At 71.1% G+C, this 14,005-nt stretch carries 12 protein-coding genes; 5 read left to right on the top strand and 7 right to left on the bottom strand.

Going from position 1 to position 14,005, the window contains the following annotated elements; all coding sequences use genetic code 11:
* Positions 1-3 precede the first annotated feature (3 nt).
* Complete coding sequence (locus tag AC1DTW_RS16075) at positions 4-477, top strand: MOSC domain-containing protein (protein WP_477982248.1); 474 nt, start codon at positions 4-6, stop codon at positions 475-477.
* 12 nt (positions 478-489) lie between these two features.
* Here the strand turns inward: AC1DTW_RS16075 and ypfH are convergent, their stop codons facing one another.
* Positions 490-1,209 carry an esterase gene (ypfH, locus tag AC1DTW_RS16070; protein ID WP_477982247.1) on the bottom strand — a complete coding sequence of 240 codons (720 nt, stop codon included), beginning with the start codon at positions 1,207-1,209 and terminating at the stop codon, positions 490-492.
* Between the two features lie 125 nt (positions 1,210-1,334).
* Between ypfH and AC1DTW_RS16065 the strand changes: the two genes are divergently transcribed.
* From AC1DTW_RS16065 to AC1DTW_RS16055, 3 genes are all read left to right on the top strand, one after another.
* Complete coding sequence (locus AC1DTW_RS16065) at positions 1,335-1,841, top strand: (2Fe-2S)-binding protein (RefSeq protein ID WP_477982246.1); 507 nt, start codon at positions 1,335-1,337, stop codon at positions 1,839-1,841.
* Positions 1,842-1,920: 79 nt separating this feature from the next.
* Positions 1,921-4,200 carry a xanthine dehydrogenase family protein molybdopterin-binding subunit gene (locus AC1DTW_RS16060; RefSeq protein ID WP_477982245.1) on the top strand — a complete coding sequence of 760 codons (2,280 nt, stop codon included), beginning with the start codon at positions 1,921-1,923 and terminating at the stop codon, positions 4,198-4,200.
* A gap of 23 nt (positions 4,201-4,223) precedes the next feature.
* Positions 4,224-5,030, top strand: coding sequence for an acyl-CoA thioesterase (locus tag AC1DTW_RS16055; RefSeq protein WP_477982244.1), 807 nt, complete (start codon positions 4,224-4,226; stop codon positions 5,028-5,030).
* 39 nt (positions 5,031-5,069) lie between these two features.
* Here the strand turns inward: AC1DTW_RS16055 and AC1DTW_RS16050 are convergent, their stop codons facing one another.
* The 6 genes from AC1DTW_RS16050 to AC1DTW_RS16025 form a co-directional block, all read right to left on the bottom strand.
* A complete protein-coding gene (locus AC1DTW_RS16050; RefSeq protein ID WP_477982243.1) occupies positions 5,070-8,294 on the bottom strand; it encodes a PAS domain-containing hybrid sensor histidine kinase/response regulator in 3,225 nt (1,074 codons plus the stop codon).
* A 101-nt stretch (positions 8,295-8,395) separates the two neighbouring features.
* A complete protein-coding gene (gene pyrF / locus AC1DTW_RS16045) occupies positions 8,396-9,235 on the bottom strand; it encodes an orotidine-5'-phosphate decarboxylase (RefSeq protein WP_477982242.1) in 840 nt (279 codons plus the stop codon).
* A 55-nt stretch (positions 9,236-9,290) separates the two neighbouring features.
* Positions 9,291-10,010, bottom strand: coding sequence for a PEP-CTERM sorting domain-containing protein (locus tag AC1DTW_RS16040; protein WP_477982241.1), 720 nt, complete (start codon positions 10,008-10,010; stop codon positions 9,291-9,293).
* Between the two features lie 122 nt (positions 10,011-10,132).
* The gene (gene purB / locus AC1DTW_RS16035; protein WP_477982240.1) at positions 10,133-11,503 is read right to left on the bottom strand and encodes an adenylosuccinate lyase; all 1,371 of its coding nucleotides are present in this window, start codon (positions 11,501-11,503) and stop codon (positions 10,133-10,135) included.
* Positions 11,504-11,600: 97 nt separating this feature from the next.
* Positions 11,601-11,840: a F0F1 ATP synthase subunit C gene (atpE, locus tag AC1DTW_RS16030; protein WP_477982239.1), complete on the bottom strand. Its 240-nt coding sequence runs from the start codon at positions 11,838-11,840 to the stop codon at positions 11,601-11,603.
* A gap of 105 nt (positions 11,841-11,945) precedes the next feature.
* A complete protein-coding gene (locus AC1DTW_RS16025) occupies positions 11,946-12,563 on the bottom strand; it encodes a hypothetical protein (RefSeq protein WP_477982237.1) in 618 nt (205 codons plus the stop codon).
* Between the two features lie 104 nt (positions 12,564-12,667).
* Here AC1DTW_RS16025 and AC1DTW_RS16020 point away from each other — a divergent pair, with 104 nt between their 5' ends.
* Positions 12,668-13,957 (top strand): amidohydrolase family protein, encoded by a 1,290-nt coding sequence (locus AC1DTW_RS16020; protein ID WP_477982236.1) that lies wholly within the window; start codon positions 12,668-12,670, stop codon positions 13,955-13,957.
* Positions 13,958-14,005 lie beyond the last annotated feature (48 nt).

Genomic DNA, 14,005 nt, shown 5'->3' with positions numbered 1-14,005 from the left:
TTCATGACGATCGAGCGCATCTACATCGGCGCGGTGCAGGGCGCACGGCAGGTCGAGCAGGACGCGGTCACGGTGGTCGCCGGCGCCGGCATCGTGGGCGACCGCTACTTTGGCCGCCGCGATGAGCCGGGCCAGAACATCACGCTGGTCGAAGCGGAGGAGATCGAGGCGTTCATCCACGAGCACGGGCGCGACCGCGATCTCTCGATCACGAACCGAAACCTGGTGACGCGCGGCGTTCGATTGAACGCCCTCGTCGGCCGCGAGTTCATGGTCGGCGACGTGAGGTTGCGCGGTGTCGAACTCTGCGAGCCCTGCCTCGGCCTGGGCACCGCATTGGCCGGCGCCGATCTCGCCGCGGCAACGGTCGTCAAGAAGCTGCTCCATCGCGCCGGCCTGCGCGCCGACGTTGTCTCAGGGGGCGTCATCGCGCGCGGCGCGCCGGTGCACGCCTCGCTCGACGAGCGAGTCAGCTAGGCCGACCGACGGTCATTCACCCAGCTCGTCGCTGGACGCCGCGCGCGGCAGCACCGGTGCCTCGCTCATCGCCTGGCGCCACACCTTCTTCGGCAGGAACGTGCGCAGCTGACCGATCGCCTTGTCGATCAGCGCCGAATGCAGTTCGTGCGCGATGCCGGGCAGCACATCGGCGGTCACGTCGCCGCCCAGCGCCAGCAAGGTCTGCGCCGAGTCGACCGCGGCGGCGGCCGGGATCACGGTGTCGGCCATGCCGTGGAACAGGTGCACGGTCGTGTCGAGCGGCACGTGCGTCGGCGCGCTCGCGTGGCGGCCCGAGAACGCGAGCACGCGGCCGGCGAGCATCGGCTCGGACTGCACCGCTTCGAGCGCCATCACCGCGCCTTGCGAGAAGCCGGCGAGCGCGGTGCGCTCCCAACCGATGTCGAAACGCTGCTGCAGCGCCCGCACCGTCGCGATGAACGCGGGCAGTGCGGCGGCCACGCGACCCGGGCGGTTGGCCTCGTCGACCCGGCGGATCGAGAACCACTGCCAGCCTTGCGCGTCGCCGATCACGGCGTCGAACGGGTCGGGCGCGTTCAGGCACAGCACCGCGGCCTGCGGATATTCGGCGATCAGGCGGCGCGCGAGCGGCAGCATGTGCTCGGCCGTCGCGCCGACGCCGTGGAACAGCAGGTAGAGCAATTCGGGCGGCCCGGGATCGGGCAGGTGGGCGAGGGCGGAAGTGTTCATCGCAGCGAAAAAGAGTGACCTGATACAAGTGGACCACGTCGCGGCCCTGCGGCGGATTCGTCCGCGAAATGCGCGCAGAATCGGCTCGCCCCGCGGCGGGGCTTTCCGGAACCAGAGGAGACGGCGTGGAGCTTTCGATCAACGGCCAGACCCGCACGCTCGCCGACGCCGCGGTCGCGCCCGACATGCCCTTGCTGTGGGCGCTGCGCGATGTGCTGAACCTGACCGGCACGAAGTTCGGCTGCGGCGTCGCGGCCTGCGGCGCGTGCACGGTGCAGGTCGACGGGCAGGCGCTGCGCGCGTGCGTGATACCGCTCTCGGCGGTGGCCGGCAAGCGCATCGTGACGATCGAGGCGCTCGGCAGCGCGGCGCAGCCGCATCCGCTGCAGACCGCGTGGATCGCGCACCAGGTGCCGCAGTGCGGCTACTGCCAGAGCGGCATGCTGATGGCCGCGGCCGCGTTGCTCGCGAAGAACCCGAACCCGACCGATGCCGACATCGACGCGGGCATCACCAACATCTGCCGCTGCGGCACCTACCCGCGCATCCGCGAAGCGATCAAGACGGCCGCGAGCGCGCTGCGCGGCGGTGGGCCGGTCAAGCCTGTACTGAAGCCCGGAGTAGCGCCATGAGCCCGGCGCCGGGCCGCCCCAAGGCGGGCGAAACCCCCTTGGGGGGCGGGCCGGCGTACCCGCCGGTCCGGGGGGCCCCATGAAGCGCCGCACGCTGATCCTGAGCGGCGCCGGCGCGGCCGCCGCGCTCGTCGTCGGCTGGGGCGTGATGCCGCCGCGCAGCCGCCAGGGCCGCGCCGACACCTTGCCGGTGGTCGGCGGCGAGGTCGGCCTGAACGGCTGGATCAAGATCGCCGACGACGGTCACGTCATCCTCGCGATGAACCGCAGCGAGATGGGCCAGGGCGTGCACACCGCGCTGGCGATGCTGGTCGCCGAAGAGCTCGACGTCTCGCTCGCGAAGGTCCGTCTGGTGCAGGCCGGCCCCGACAAGCTCTACGGCAATGTCGCGATGTTCGTCGGCAGTCTGCCGTTCCACCCGAGCGACAGCGAGCCCGGCCACGAGACGCGCACGGTGCGCACCGGGCAGTGGATCGTCTCGAAGTTCGCGCGCGAGCTCGGCATCAGCGCGACCGGCGGTTCGTCGAGCGTCGCCGATGCCTGGGACGTGCTGCGCCTCGCCGCAGCGACCGCGCGCGCACAGTTGCTCGGCGCGGCGTCGCTCGAGTGGCGGCTGCCGCTCGACGAACTGAGCGTGAAGAACGGCGTCGTCAGCCACGCGTCGGGCCCGCAAGGCCACTACGGGCTGTTCGCGAAGGCCGCGGCCGCGACGCCGCCGGGCGACGTGAAGCTGAAGTCGCCGAAAGACTGGACGCTGATCGGCACGGCAGCAAAGCGCGTCGACCTGCAGGCCAAGATCGACGGCAGCGCGCAGTTCGGCATCGACGTGCGGCTGCCGGATCAGCTCTATGCGGTCGTGCGCCACGCGCCGGCGATGGGCGGCAGCTACGGCGCGGTCGATGCCGACGCGGCGATGAAGCTGCCCGGCGTCGAGCGCGTCGTGCGCCTTGGCAGTTATGCGGGCTCCACCGCCGCGCTCGCGGTGGTCGGCACGACCTACTGGCATGCAAAGCAGGGCGCGCAGGCGCTGCGGGTCGAGTGGCAGGCGCCACCGGCCGGCGTGCTGAACAGCGCGGCGATCGACCAGGCGCTCGAACGCAGCGCGCGCGAAGCGGCGGCCGCCGGCGACGGCTTCGCGTTCCACAGCCGCGGCGATGTCGTCGACGCCGCAAAGGGCGCCGCGCGCCGGATCGAACAGGTCTACCGCGCGCCCTACCTCGCGCACGCGGCGATGGAGCCGATCAACTGCACCGCGCGGTTCGCCGAGGGCCGGGTCGAAGTCTGGGCGCCGACGCAGATGCCCGGCGCCGCGCGCGCGATCGCGGCGCGCGCGGCCGGCGTCGCCGAGGACGCGGTCACGCTGCATGTCACCTACCTCGGCGGCGGCTTCGGCCGGCGCCTCGATGTCGACTTCGTCGGCCAGGCCGTGCGCATCGCGCTCGAGACCGGCGGCCGGCCGGTCCAGCTGGTCTGGCCGCGCGAAGAAGACATCCCGCACGACTTCTACCGTCCCGCCGGCGTCGCGGTGATGCAGGCCAGCCTCGACGCGCGAGGCCTGCCGGTCGGCCTGTCGATCACCAGCGCCGGCGACGCGATCACGCCGCGCTGGATCGAGCGTGGCCTGCCCGCGCTCGCCGGCCCGATCGACACGCCCGACAAGACCACCAGCGAAGGGCTGTTCGACCTGCCGTACGCGGTGCCGAACCAGCGCATCGCGCATATCGCGACGCGCAGTGGTGTGCCGGTCGGCTTCTGGCGCTCGGTTGGCCATTCGCACAACGCGTTCTTCAGCGAGGGCTTCATCGACGAGCTCGCGACCGAGGCCAGGCAGGACCCGGTCGCGTTCCGCCTCGCGCTGCTGTACGACGCGCCGCGTCATGCGGCGGTGCTGCGGCTCGCGGCCGAGAAGGCTGGCTGGGGATCGCCGCTGCCGGCCGGCGTCGCCCGCGGCGTCGCGCTGCACGAGAGCTTCGGCAGCGTCGTCGCCGAGGTCGTCGAGCTGTCGATCGACGACGGCCGGCCGAGAGTTCGGCGCGTCGTCTGCGCGGCCGATGTCGGCATCGTCGTGAACCCGATGATCGTCGCGCAGCAGATGGAAAGCGCGGTGATCTTCGGCCTCAGCGCCGCGCTCTACGGCCGCGTCGACATCGTCGACAGTGTCGTGCAGCAGACCAACTTTCCGAACCACCCGGTCGTGAAGATGAACGAGGCGCCGCGCATCGAGACCTGGCTCGTGCCGAGCACGCGGGCGCCGAGCGGCGTCGGCGAGCCCGGCACGCCGCCGATCGCGCCGGCGGTCGCGAACGCGATGTTCGCGCTGACCGGCAAGCGCCTTCGCACGCTGCCGCTGCAGGGTTGAGCGGCGTTGCGTACCATGGGGTGATGCATCCTTTCGACACCGCCACCCTGCTCGAATCGCTGCCTGACGGCAGCTTCCGCGGTCACACAAGCCCCGCGTACGCGAACATGATCGGCCCGTTCGGCGGCGCCGTCGCGGCCTGCCTGCTGCAGGCGCCGATGCGCCACAGCGCGCGCCTCGGCGAGCCGATCGCGCTGACCGTCAACTTCGCGGCGGCGCTGGCCGACGGCGAGTTCCGGATCCATGCGCGCGCGTTGCGCACGAACCGCTCGACCCAGCACTGGGCGATGGAGCTGAGCCAGGGCGGCGAGGTTGCGGCGAGCGCGACCGCGGTCTTTGCGCAGCGCCGCGAGACCTGGTCCGCTCCCGAGGCGGCGCCGCCGGCGAACCTGCCGCACGCCGATACGCTGACGCGCTCGCCGCTGATCGGGCGACCGGCGTGGACGCATCGCTACGACATGCGCTTCGCGCGCGGCGGCTTGCCCGACGCGTTCGACGAGCAGCAGCAGCTCGATTCGGTGAGCCAGGTCTGGGTGCGCGACGAGCCGCCGCGCGCGCTCGACTTCATCGCGCTCGCGGCGCTGTGCGACAGCTTCTTCCCGCGCATCTTCGTGCGCCGGCGCAAGATCGCGCCGATCGGCACCGTCTCGCTGACGACCTACTTCCACGCCGACGCCGCGCTGCTGCAGGCGCAGGATGCGCGCCACGTGCTCGGCGCGGCGCGCGCGCTGAACTTTCGCAACGGCTACTTCGACCAGAGCGCCGAAGTCTGGAGCGACGACTGGCAGCTCCTCGCGAGCAGCCATCAGATCGTGTACTACCGCGAGTAACCCTCGGCGGCCCGGCGCCGGCCTGAGGACGTCTCGCGCTCACGCGCCGCGGTGCACCAGCCCGGCGAGTGTGCGGCGCAGTTTGCTCGCGTCGATCGGCTTCGTCAGGAAGTCGTCCATGCCCGCCTCGAGCGCCTCGTCGCGTTCCGAGACCAGCGCGGCGGCGGTCAGTGCGAGGATCGGCAGCGTTCCCGGGCCGTAGTGGCGGCGCAGTTCGCGTGCCGCCTCGTGACCGCCCATGATGGGCATCTGCACGTCCATCAGGACGGCGTCGAACGGGTGGCCGTCGCGCGCCGCGGCATGCACCGCGTCGACTGCGGCGCGGCCGTCGGCGGCCTGTTCGACGCGCACGCCCCAGTGCTCGAGCATCGCGACCGCGATCATCATGTTGACGGGGTTGTCTTCGGCCATCAGCACGCGCGCGCCGCGCAGGTGGGCGAGCTCGCTCGCTTCGGTACTCGCCGCGCGGTGCGCCGGTGCCGTGCGCGGCAACGGCAGTTCGGCCCAGAAGGTGCTGCCGTAGCCCGGCGTGCTTTGCACGCCGACGCTGCCGCCCATCAGCTGCGCCAGATCGCGGCAGATCGACAGCCCCAGCCCGGTGCCGCCGAAGCGCCGGGTCGTCGACGAGTCGCCCTGCGAGAACGGCGTGAACAGGCGCTCCTGCGTGTCGGGCGGCACGCCGGGGCCGGTGTCGGACACGGCCAGGCGCAGGCCGCCGGCATCGGTGCGCGTGGCCTCGATCCGCACGTGGCCGCGCTCGGTGAACTTGAGCGCGTTGGTGATGAAGTTCGACAGGATCTGCCGCACCCGCACCGGGTCGCCGCGCACGTGGGCGGGCAGGCGCTCGTCGATCGCGAGCAGCAGCGCGAGGCCCTTGACCTCGGCGAGCGACTCGTACGCGTGGTGCACGGCCTCGAGCACCTCGCGCAGGTCGAACGGCGTGTCGTCGAGCGCGAGCTTGCCGGCCTCGATCTTCGAGACATCGAGGATGTCGGACATGATGCCGGCCAGCGCCTGCGCGCTGTCGAGAATCTGCGCGAGGTACTGCTGGCGGCGCTCCTCGGGGACGTCCTGCTGCATCGCCAGGTGCGTCAGGCCGAGCAGCCCGTTCAGCGGCGTGCGGATCTCGTGGCTGGTGTTGGCGAGGAACGCGCTCTTCGCGCGGCTCGCGGTCTCGGCGGCATCGCGCGCCGCGGCCAGCGCTTCGTCGAGCCGGCGACGCTCGGTCACGTCCTCGGCGATCCAGATCGTGCCGCCGCGGATCGGATTGCCGTGGTCGACGACCTGCGCGAGCAGCCGGCACCAGAAGCGGCTGCCGTCATTGCGGCGCACGCGGCGCTCGATCTCGAACGGTCGTCCGTGCGACAGCAGCGGGCCCGCGAGCTCGCCGATCTCGCGGTAGTCGTCGGCGGTCGGCCAGACGACCGAGCCGGGCTGGTCGACGAGGGCCCCGCTGTCCCAGCCGAACATGCGCTCGAAGAACGGGTTCGCCAGCACGAAGCGCCCGTCGCGCGTGAACGCGATGCCGATCGACGCGCGCTGCAGGATCGCGGTGTGCTGCAGCCGCGTGCGTTCGCTCTCGGTCACGTCGCGCGTGTTCAGCACCAGGTAGTCGCGCTGGTCCATCGCGAAGCGGCCGGCCGAGAGCAAGGTCGACACGCGTGCGCCGGATCGCGTGACGAACTCGGCCGGCAGGTCGACGACCTTGCCGTCGCGCGCGAGCAGCTCGAGCAGGCGGTCGTGCAGGTCGTCGTGCCACAGGCCGAGCTCGATCGCGCTGCGGCCGACCGCCTCGTCGGCGCTGTAGCCGGTCAGGCGCGTGAACGCCGCATTCACCATCGCGTAGCGGCCGCTCGCCATCTCGGTCAGCGTGATGCAGTCGGGGCTGGTCGCGAACAGGTGCGAGAGCATCGCTTCCGAGCGCCGCAGCGCGCCCTCGACCGCCTTGCGCGCGGTGATGTCGAAGAAGATCGACAGGTTCGCCGGGCCGCTGCTCGTGTCCACGCGCACCGCGGTCGCCTGCACGCTGAGCGGCCGGCCGTCGACCGCGCGGAGCTGGAAGTCGGTGACCGGCAGGCCCGTGCCGATCGGCAGCGCGTCGAGCTCGGCCAGGCGCTCGATGACGCGCTCGCGCGTCGACCCGGCCGGAAACAGGGTGAGGATGTTCAGCCCGTTCATCGCCGCGGCGTTGGCGAAGCCGAACAGGCGCGCAGCCGCTTCGTTCGCATCGAACACCAGCCCGCGCCGGTGCAGGAACAGCGGCGACGGCGAGCGCGTGAAGAGCTCGCGGTAGCGCGTTTCACTGGCGGCGACCGCGCGCTGCGCGAGCACCTCGTCGGTCACGTCGCGCGCGACGCCCCAGTAGCCGGTGAACGCGCCGGCGGCATCGAACTTCGGCTCGCCGCTGACGCTGACGGTGCGCCAAACCCCGGCCGGGTTGCGGCGCCGCGCGATCAGGCCGTTGAACGGGCGATGCGCTTCGAGGTCGGCGCGGTGCGCATCGAGCTGCTCGTCGGTCAAGCCCATCTCGGCGATCTGCCATGGCGCGCGCTGCACCGAACCGCCGCGCGCGCTGCCGGAGACATCGGCACTCGCCTCCGAGACGTAGCTGAAGCGGAAGTTGCGGTCCTGCTCCCAATACCAGTCGGCGGCGACGCGCAGCAGCCCGCGAAAGCGCTGCTCGCGCTCGGCCGCTGCTTGCAGGTAGTGATCGAGCACGCGGGCGATCACGCTGCCGCCGACGGTGCCGCACAGCACGACCAGCCACTGGTACAGCAGCACCAGGCTCAGCGGCGTCGGCCCGGACATGCCGCGGATCAGCCCGTCGGCCTCTGCCCACGCGAGCGCGCCCAGCCCGAGGATGGCGAACGCGCCGAGCGCCAGCCCGTAGCGCACGCCGGTGATCGCGCCGACCACGCAGACGATCAGCCCGCAGAACGCGAGCGGCGGGCTGCGCAGCCCTTCGTCGAGCGCGATGCCGACGAGGCCGGCCAGCAGCATGGCCGTCAATGCTGCCGCGCACAGCGCCGCGTTCATCGGGAAGCGCGGCCGCGCGCTGAAGCGAACCGCCAGCACGCACAGCAGCGCGAACACCGCGATGCTGCCGACGAGTACCAGGCGCGGCTGCGCCGGCAGGCCCGGCGGCAGCACCGCCATGATCGCCGCGCTCGCGAGACCGGCCGCGGCCGTCGTGCCGAAGTAGAAACGCCCGATCATCCGCGCCGCGGATTCGGGCAGGTTGGCATCGGCCGGGGCAGACTTCATGCAGCGTGAAGCGTCGAAGATCGGCCGATGTTACGGGCACGGCATGGGGACTGGCGGCATTGCAAGCGGTTGCCGCGATCGCGCCGCTCGTCGGAGCCGGCTCAGCCCGCCGGGCGCGCCTCGTTCAGCGCCAGTCGGGTCGCCTGCGCGGCGGCGCGCGCCGCCTCGGCGAAGTTCTCGCCGCGGCTCGCGTACAGCACCGCGCGCGACGAGCTGACGATGATCGGCGCGACCGTGCGGCCGTTGCCGTCGCCGCGCCAGCCGGCGCGCACCGTCGCGAACGCATCGCCGCCCTGCGCGCCGATGCCGGGGATCAGCAGCGGCAGCGTCGGCGCGAGCTGGCGCACGCGCTCGATCTCGGCCGGGAAGGTCGCGCCGACCACCAGCGCGAGCTGGCCGCTGCGGTTCCACGCGCCGTGCGCGAGGCGCGCGATGTGCTCGAACAGCCGGTCGCCGCTCGGCAGCCGCTGTGCCTGCAGATCGGCGCCGCCGGGGTTGGACGTGCGGCACAGCAGGATCGCGCCCTTGCCGTCGTAGGCCAGGTAAGGCTCGATCGAATCGAAGCCCATGAACGGCGACAAGGTCACCGCATCGGCGCGGTAGCGCTCGAACACCTCGCGGGCGTACTGTTCGGCCGTGCTGCCGATGTCGCCGCGCTTCGCGTCGAGGATCACCGGCACCGCCGGCGCGACCTTGTGGATGTGCGCGATCAGCCGCTCGAGCTGTTCCTCGGCGCGCTGCGCCGCGAAGTACGCGATCTGCGGCTTGAACGCGATCACCAGGTCTTTGGTCGAGTCGACGATGGTCGCGCAGAAGTCGAAGATGCGGCTCGGGTCGTCTTTCCACGACCCCGGGAACTTGGCCGGGTCGGGGTCGAGGCCGATGCAGAGCATCGAGTCGTTCAGCGCTTCGGCGCCGCGCAGCGCATCGATGAAATTCATGGGCCGCGATTGTAGGCGGCGGGGGCGCGCGCCCCGCCGGCGCGTCGGGGCCGCGTCAGGCGCGTGGGCGGTGGCGCTTCAGCAGACCCAGCGCCAACAGGCCCCCCGCCATCAGCAGCACCGACGCCGGCTCGGGAACCGCCGCCGCGGGCGCGTAGGTCGCGAACGACGCCGACAAGGCTTGGTTGGGGCCGCCGAGCAGGTCGTACAGCGCCGTCATCGCGTAGTCGGTGGCGTCGGTGTGCAGGAAGAAGAAGCGCGAGCCGCCGACGCCGGTCTCGAAGTTGCCCGGACCGACCGACGGGTCGGTGAACAGGAAGTTGATCGCGCCTTCCGGGTGGCTCGCCGGGTTGAACAGGCGGCCGACGAATGGCGCCACGGTGCCCAGACCATCGATGCGCCAATCGGCGTCGGTCAGGTACGCGTAGCCGAAGTCGGCGAGGCGAAATGCCGAGATGCCGCCGCCAGTCGAGGCGGCGTCGACCTGAACGCGCCAGTAGAAGTCGAGCGTGCCGGTTCCGGTTTCGCGCACGACGCGGTTCTGCACCGTGCCGCTGATGTTCAACCCGGCGAAGCTGAAGGCCTGGATCGTGTCGACCAGCACCGTGCCGGCGAGTTCGGGCCGCGCCGCCAATGTCGTGCCGGACAGCGCGGTGTCGAGGAACGGCTGGGCCGCGAAGCCGTTGTCGAGCGGGGTCGCGTCTGCGAGGGTCGCGAACGACAGTGCGGCGAGGGCCGCGATCGTGGACGCGAGCTTGCGTGCGGGTTGATTCATCGGGAACTCCTCGACGGGGGTGGCTGAGGCGCAGAAAGATAGGCGCCCGGGTGCACCGCCACGACCCCTAACTTGGCCGCGACCCCTCGAATGGGGTGGTCGGCCGCGGCGGCCCGTCGCCGTCAGCCGATGCGCTTCGCGAGCGCCACCGCCTGCCCGGTGTAGCTCGCCGGCGTCATCGCCAGCAGGCGCTCGCGCTCGGCCGCCGGGATCTCGAGCGTCTTGATGAACGCCGCGATCGATTCGCGCGTGACGCCGCGGCCGCGCGTCAGCTCCTTCAGCCGTTCGTACGGGTTCGGCAGCTGGTAGCGGCGCATGACGGTCTGGATCGGCTCGGCCAACACCTCCCAGGCCTGCTCCAGGTCGTCGGCGAGGGCCGCTTCGTTGATCTCGAGCTTGTCCAGGCCGCGCAGCAGCGAGTCGTAGCCGAGCACGGCGTAGCCGAGCGCGACGCCCATGTTGCGCAGCACGGTGCTGTCGGTCAGGTCGCGCTGGAAGCGGCTGATCGGCAGCTTCTGGCTCAGGTGCGTGAGCAGCGCGTTGGCAAGGCCGAAGTTGCCTTCGGCGTTCTCGAAGTCGATCGGATTGACCTTGTGCGGCATCGTCGACGAGCCGATCTCGCCGGCCTTCGTGCGCTGCTTGAAGTAGCCCAGGCTGACGTAGCCCCAGACATCGCGCGACCAGTCGACCAGGATCGTGTTGGTGCGCGTCACCGCGTCGAACAGCTCGGCCATGCAGTCGTGCGGCTCGATCTGGATCGTGTACGGGTTGAACGTCAGGCCGAGCTGGGTCTCGACGACGCGGCGCGAGAAGGCCTCCCAGTCGAAGTCGGGGTAGGCCGCGAGGTGCGCGTTGTAGTTGCCGACCGCGCCGTTCATCTTCGCGAGCAGCTTCACGTCGGCGATGCGCGTGCGCGCGTGCGCCAGACGCGCGACGACGTTCGCGATCTCCTTGCCGACGGTCGTCGGACTCGCGGTCTGGCCGTGCGTGCGCGCGAGCATCGGCACCGCGGCGAGCGTGTGCGCCATCGCGCTCAGCTTCGTGACGATGCGGTCGAGCGCCGGCAGCAGCACCTCGGTGCGCGCAGCGCGCAGCATCAGGCCGTGGCTGGTGTTGTTGATGTCTTCGCTGGTGCACGCGAAGTGCACGAACTCGCTGGCGGCCTTCAACTCGGCGGTCGAGTCGATGCGGCCCTTCAGCCAGTACTCGACGGCCTTGACGTCGTGGTTGGTGGTGCGCTCGATGTCCTTGATCGCCTGTGCGTCGGCCTCGGAGAAGCGCAGCACCAGCCCGCGCAGCAGCCCGCGCGCAGCTTCGGAGAGCGGCTTGAACTCCTTGAACCCGGCATCCGACAGCGCGATGAACCACTCGACCTCGACCTGCACGCGCCGGTGCATCAGCCCGAACTCGGACAGCAGCGGGCGCAGTGCCGCGACCTTGGCGGCATAACGACCATCGAGCGGCGACAGGGCGGAGAGGGCGGACAGGTTCATGGCGGTGCGCGCGGGCAGCGCGCCGAAGCGGCGGCGAGTTGCGATTGTAGAAGTGCACGCCGCGCCGCCGCGAAACCCGCCGGGAGCGCCGACCGCCCTACTTGAACGGATTCGCCGTCGCGAACCACAGCCCGATGCCGGTCGCGATGATGAACGCGCCGTCGAGCACGCCGACGAGCAGGAAGACCTTGTTCTGCAGCGGCTCCATCATCTCGGGCTGGCGCGCCACGGCTTCGAGGTACTTCGAGCCGAGCAGGCCGATGCCGAGGCAGGAACCGACCGCGCCGAGGCCGATCATGTGGCCGACGCCGAGCGGGAGAAGGTTGACGCTGTCCATCGCGGAGCTCCTTTGCGGTTGAAAGATGGCGTTGGGAGCATCTTCAGGTGCAGGCGTCACTCTGGCGATGACCTCGCAGGTCATGGCCGGAACGTCACGAGCGGCTCAGGCGCGCAGTGCGGTCGCCAGCGCGCCGAACTGGCGCTTCAGCACGTCGATCCAGCCGGGTTCGGCGTCGGTGCGGTCTTGCGCGGCGATCACGAGGACCGTCATCACGGCGGCCAGCGTGGCCGCGAACAGCCAGGCGCCGGTGCCGAGCACGAAGCCGAACGAGGCGCTCTGGTTCCAGGGCCGCGCGATGCCGAGGAACGCGCAGTACATCCACAGACAATTCGACAGCGAGACCGGGACCGCGACACGCATGAAGTCGGCGATCTTCCAGCGCGCGACGCGCCGGCCGCGTGCCAGGCCCGGGAAGGTGTAGCGGTGCAGCACCCATGCGTTGATCGTGAGCAGCGCGATCAGCACGAGCTTGCCCTGCAGCTTCCGGTTGCCGAGGTAGTCGGGGTTGTCGGCCACGCCGAGCGCGACCATCGCGGCGCCGGTCGCGTAGAGCAACAGCAGCGCGATCGTGATCAGGCGCATCACGAACGGGTTCGGCGGGGCGATGCGCACGCGGTCGTCGGCGAGACGGCGCAGCAGGCGGATGTCGGTGGCGACGATCGCGCCGAGTGCCAGGCTGGTGCCGAGCAGGTGGGTGAAGAGAAGAAGCAGTTTGAACACGGATCGCGGGGCGGGCGGGCCTAGACTCTGGCGACGCTGCATTTTTCCGCGCCCCGCTCACGGGCGGGGCGTATGTTTCCGAACGTTCGTGGAAAGGTTGGCAGATGGAACGCAGCGAACCGATGCTCGTGCGCAATGCGCGCCTGATCGACGGCCGTGAGGCGCAGGACGTGCTCGTGCTCGACGGCCGGATTGCGGAGGTCGGCCCGCAGCTGGCGGCGCCCGCCGGCGCCCGCATCGTCGAGGCCGACGGCTGGTTGCTGAGCCCGCCCTTCGTCGACGCGCATTTCCACATGGACGCGACGCTGAGCCACGGCCTGCCGCGCGTCAACGCCAGCGGCACCTTGCTCGAAGGCATTGCGCTGTGGGGCGAGCTGAAGCCGCAGCTGACGCAGCAGGCGCTGGTCGAGCGCGCGCTGCAGTACTGCGACTGGGCAGTCGCGAAGGGGCTGCTCGCGATCCGCACGCATGTCGATGTCTGCGACGACCGGCTGCTCGCGACCGAAGCGCTGCTGCAGGTGAAGAAGACCGTCGCGCCCTACCTCGACCTGCAGCTCGTCGCGTTCCCGCAGGACGGCCTGCTGCGCGCGCCGACCGCGCTCGCGAACCTGAAGCGCGCGCTCGACCTGGGCGTCGACGTGGTCGGCGGCATCCCGCACTTCGAGCGCACGATGGCCGACGGCGCCGAGAGCGTGCGCATCCTGTGCGAGCTCGCGGCCGAGCGCGGGTTGCGCGTCGACATGCACTGCGACGAGAGCGACGACCCGCTGTCGCGCCACATCGAGACACTGGCGTTCCAGACCCAGCGCCTCGGGCTGCACGGGCGCGTCACCGGTTCGCACCTGACCTCGATGCACTCGATGGACAACTACTACGTGTCGAAGCTGCTGCCGCTGATGGCCGAGGCGCAGGTCCATGCGATCGCCAACCCGCTGATCAACATCACGCTGCAGGGCCGCCATGACACCTATCCGAAGCGCCGGGGGATGACGCGAGTGCCCGAGCTGATGGCGGCCGGCATCAACGTCGCGTTCGGCCACGACTGCGTGATGGACCCGTGGTATTCGCTCGGCTCGGCCGACATGCTCGAGGTCGCGCAGATGGGCCTGCATGTCGCGCAGATGACATCGCAGGCGCAGATGCGGGCCTGCTTCGATGCCGTGACCGTCAACGCGGCGCGCCTGATGGGGCTGGGCGGCTACGGCATCGATGTCGGCAAGCGCGCCGATTTCGTGCTGCTGCAGGCGCGCGACCCGGTCGAGGCGATCCGCCTGCGCGCGAACCGCCTGATGGTGGTGCGCCGCGGGCGCATCGTCGCGCAGACGCCGGCCGCGATCGCGACGCTGAACCTGGACGAACGGCCGCCGACTGTGGACTGGACGCTACGCCGCTGACCCTGCCGGCCCGGGGTGCGCCGCTAAAATCGCCGCAGCCACACAGCA

Source organism: Rhizobacter sp. P5_A1, from assembly GCF_056400745.1.
Note: the sequence above shows the minus strand (reverse complement) of the source record. Positions and strands in the feature narration are given on the sequence as shown.

Coding starts and splice junctions, on each gene's coding strand:
- atpE (WP_477982239.1), bottom strand. CDS start 11,840: ATGGACAGCGTCAACCTTCTCCCGCTCGGCGTCGGCCACATGATCGGC.
- AC1DTW_RS16050 (WP_477982243.1), bottom strand. CDS start 8,294: ATGAAGTCTGCCCCGGCCGATGCCAACCTGCCCGAATCCGCGGCGCGG.
- AC1DTW_RS16020 (WP_477982236.1), top strand. CDS start 12,668: ATGGAACGCAGCGAACCGATGCTCGTGCGCAATGCGCGCCTGATCGAC.
- AC1DTW_RS16060 (WP_477982245.1), top strand. CDS start 1,921: ATGAAGCGCCGCACGCTGATCCTGAGCGGCGCCGGCGCGGCCGCCGCG.
- AC1DTW_RS16075 (WP_477982248.1), top strand. CDS start 4: ATGACGATCGAGCGCATCTACATCGGCGCGGTGCAGGGCGCACGGCAG.
- pyrF (WP_477982242.1), bottom strand. CDS start 9,235: ATGAATTTCATCGATGCGCTGCGCGGCGCCGAAGCGCTGAACGACTCG.
- purB (WP_477982240.1), bottom strand. CDS start 11,503: ATGAACCTGTCCGCCCTCTCCGCCCTGTCGCCGCTCGATGGTCGTTAT.
- AC1DTW_RS16055 (WP_477982244.1), top strand. CDS start 4,224: ATGCATCCTTTCGACACCGCCACCCTGCTCGAATCGCTGCCTGACGGC.
- AC1DTW_RS16040 (WP_477982241.1), bottom strand. CDS start 10,010: ATGAATCAACCCGCACGCAAGCTCGCGTCCACGATCGCGGCCCTCGCC.
- ypfH (WP_477982247.1), bottom strand. CDS start 1,209: ATGAACACTTCCGCCCTCGCCCACCTGCCCGATCCCGGGCCGCCCGAA.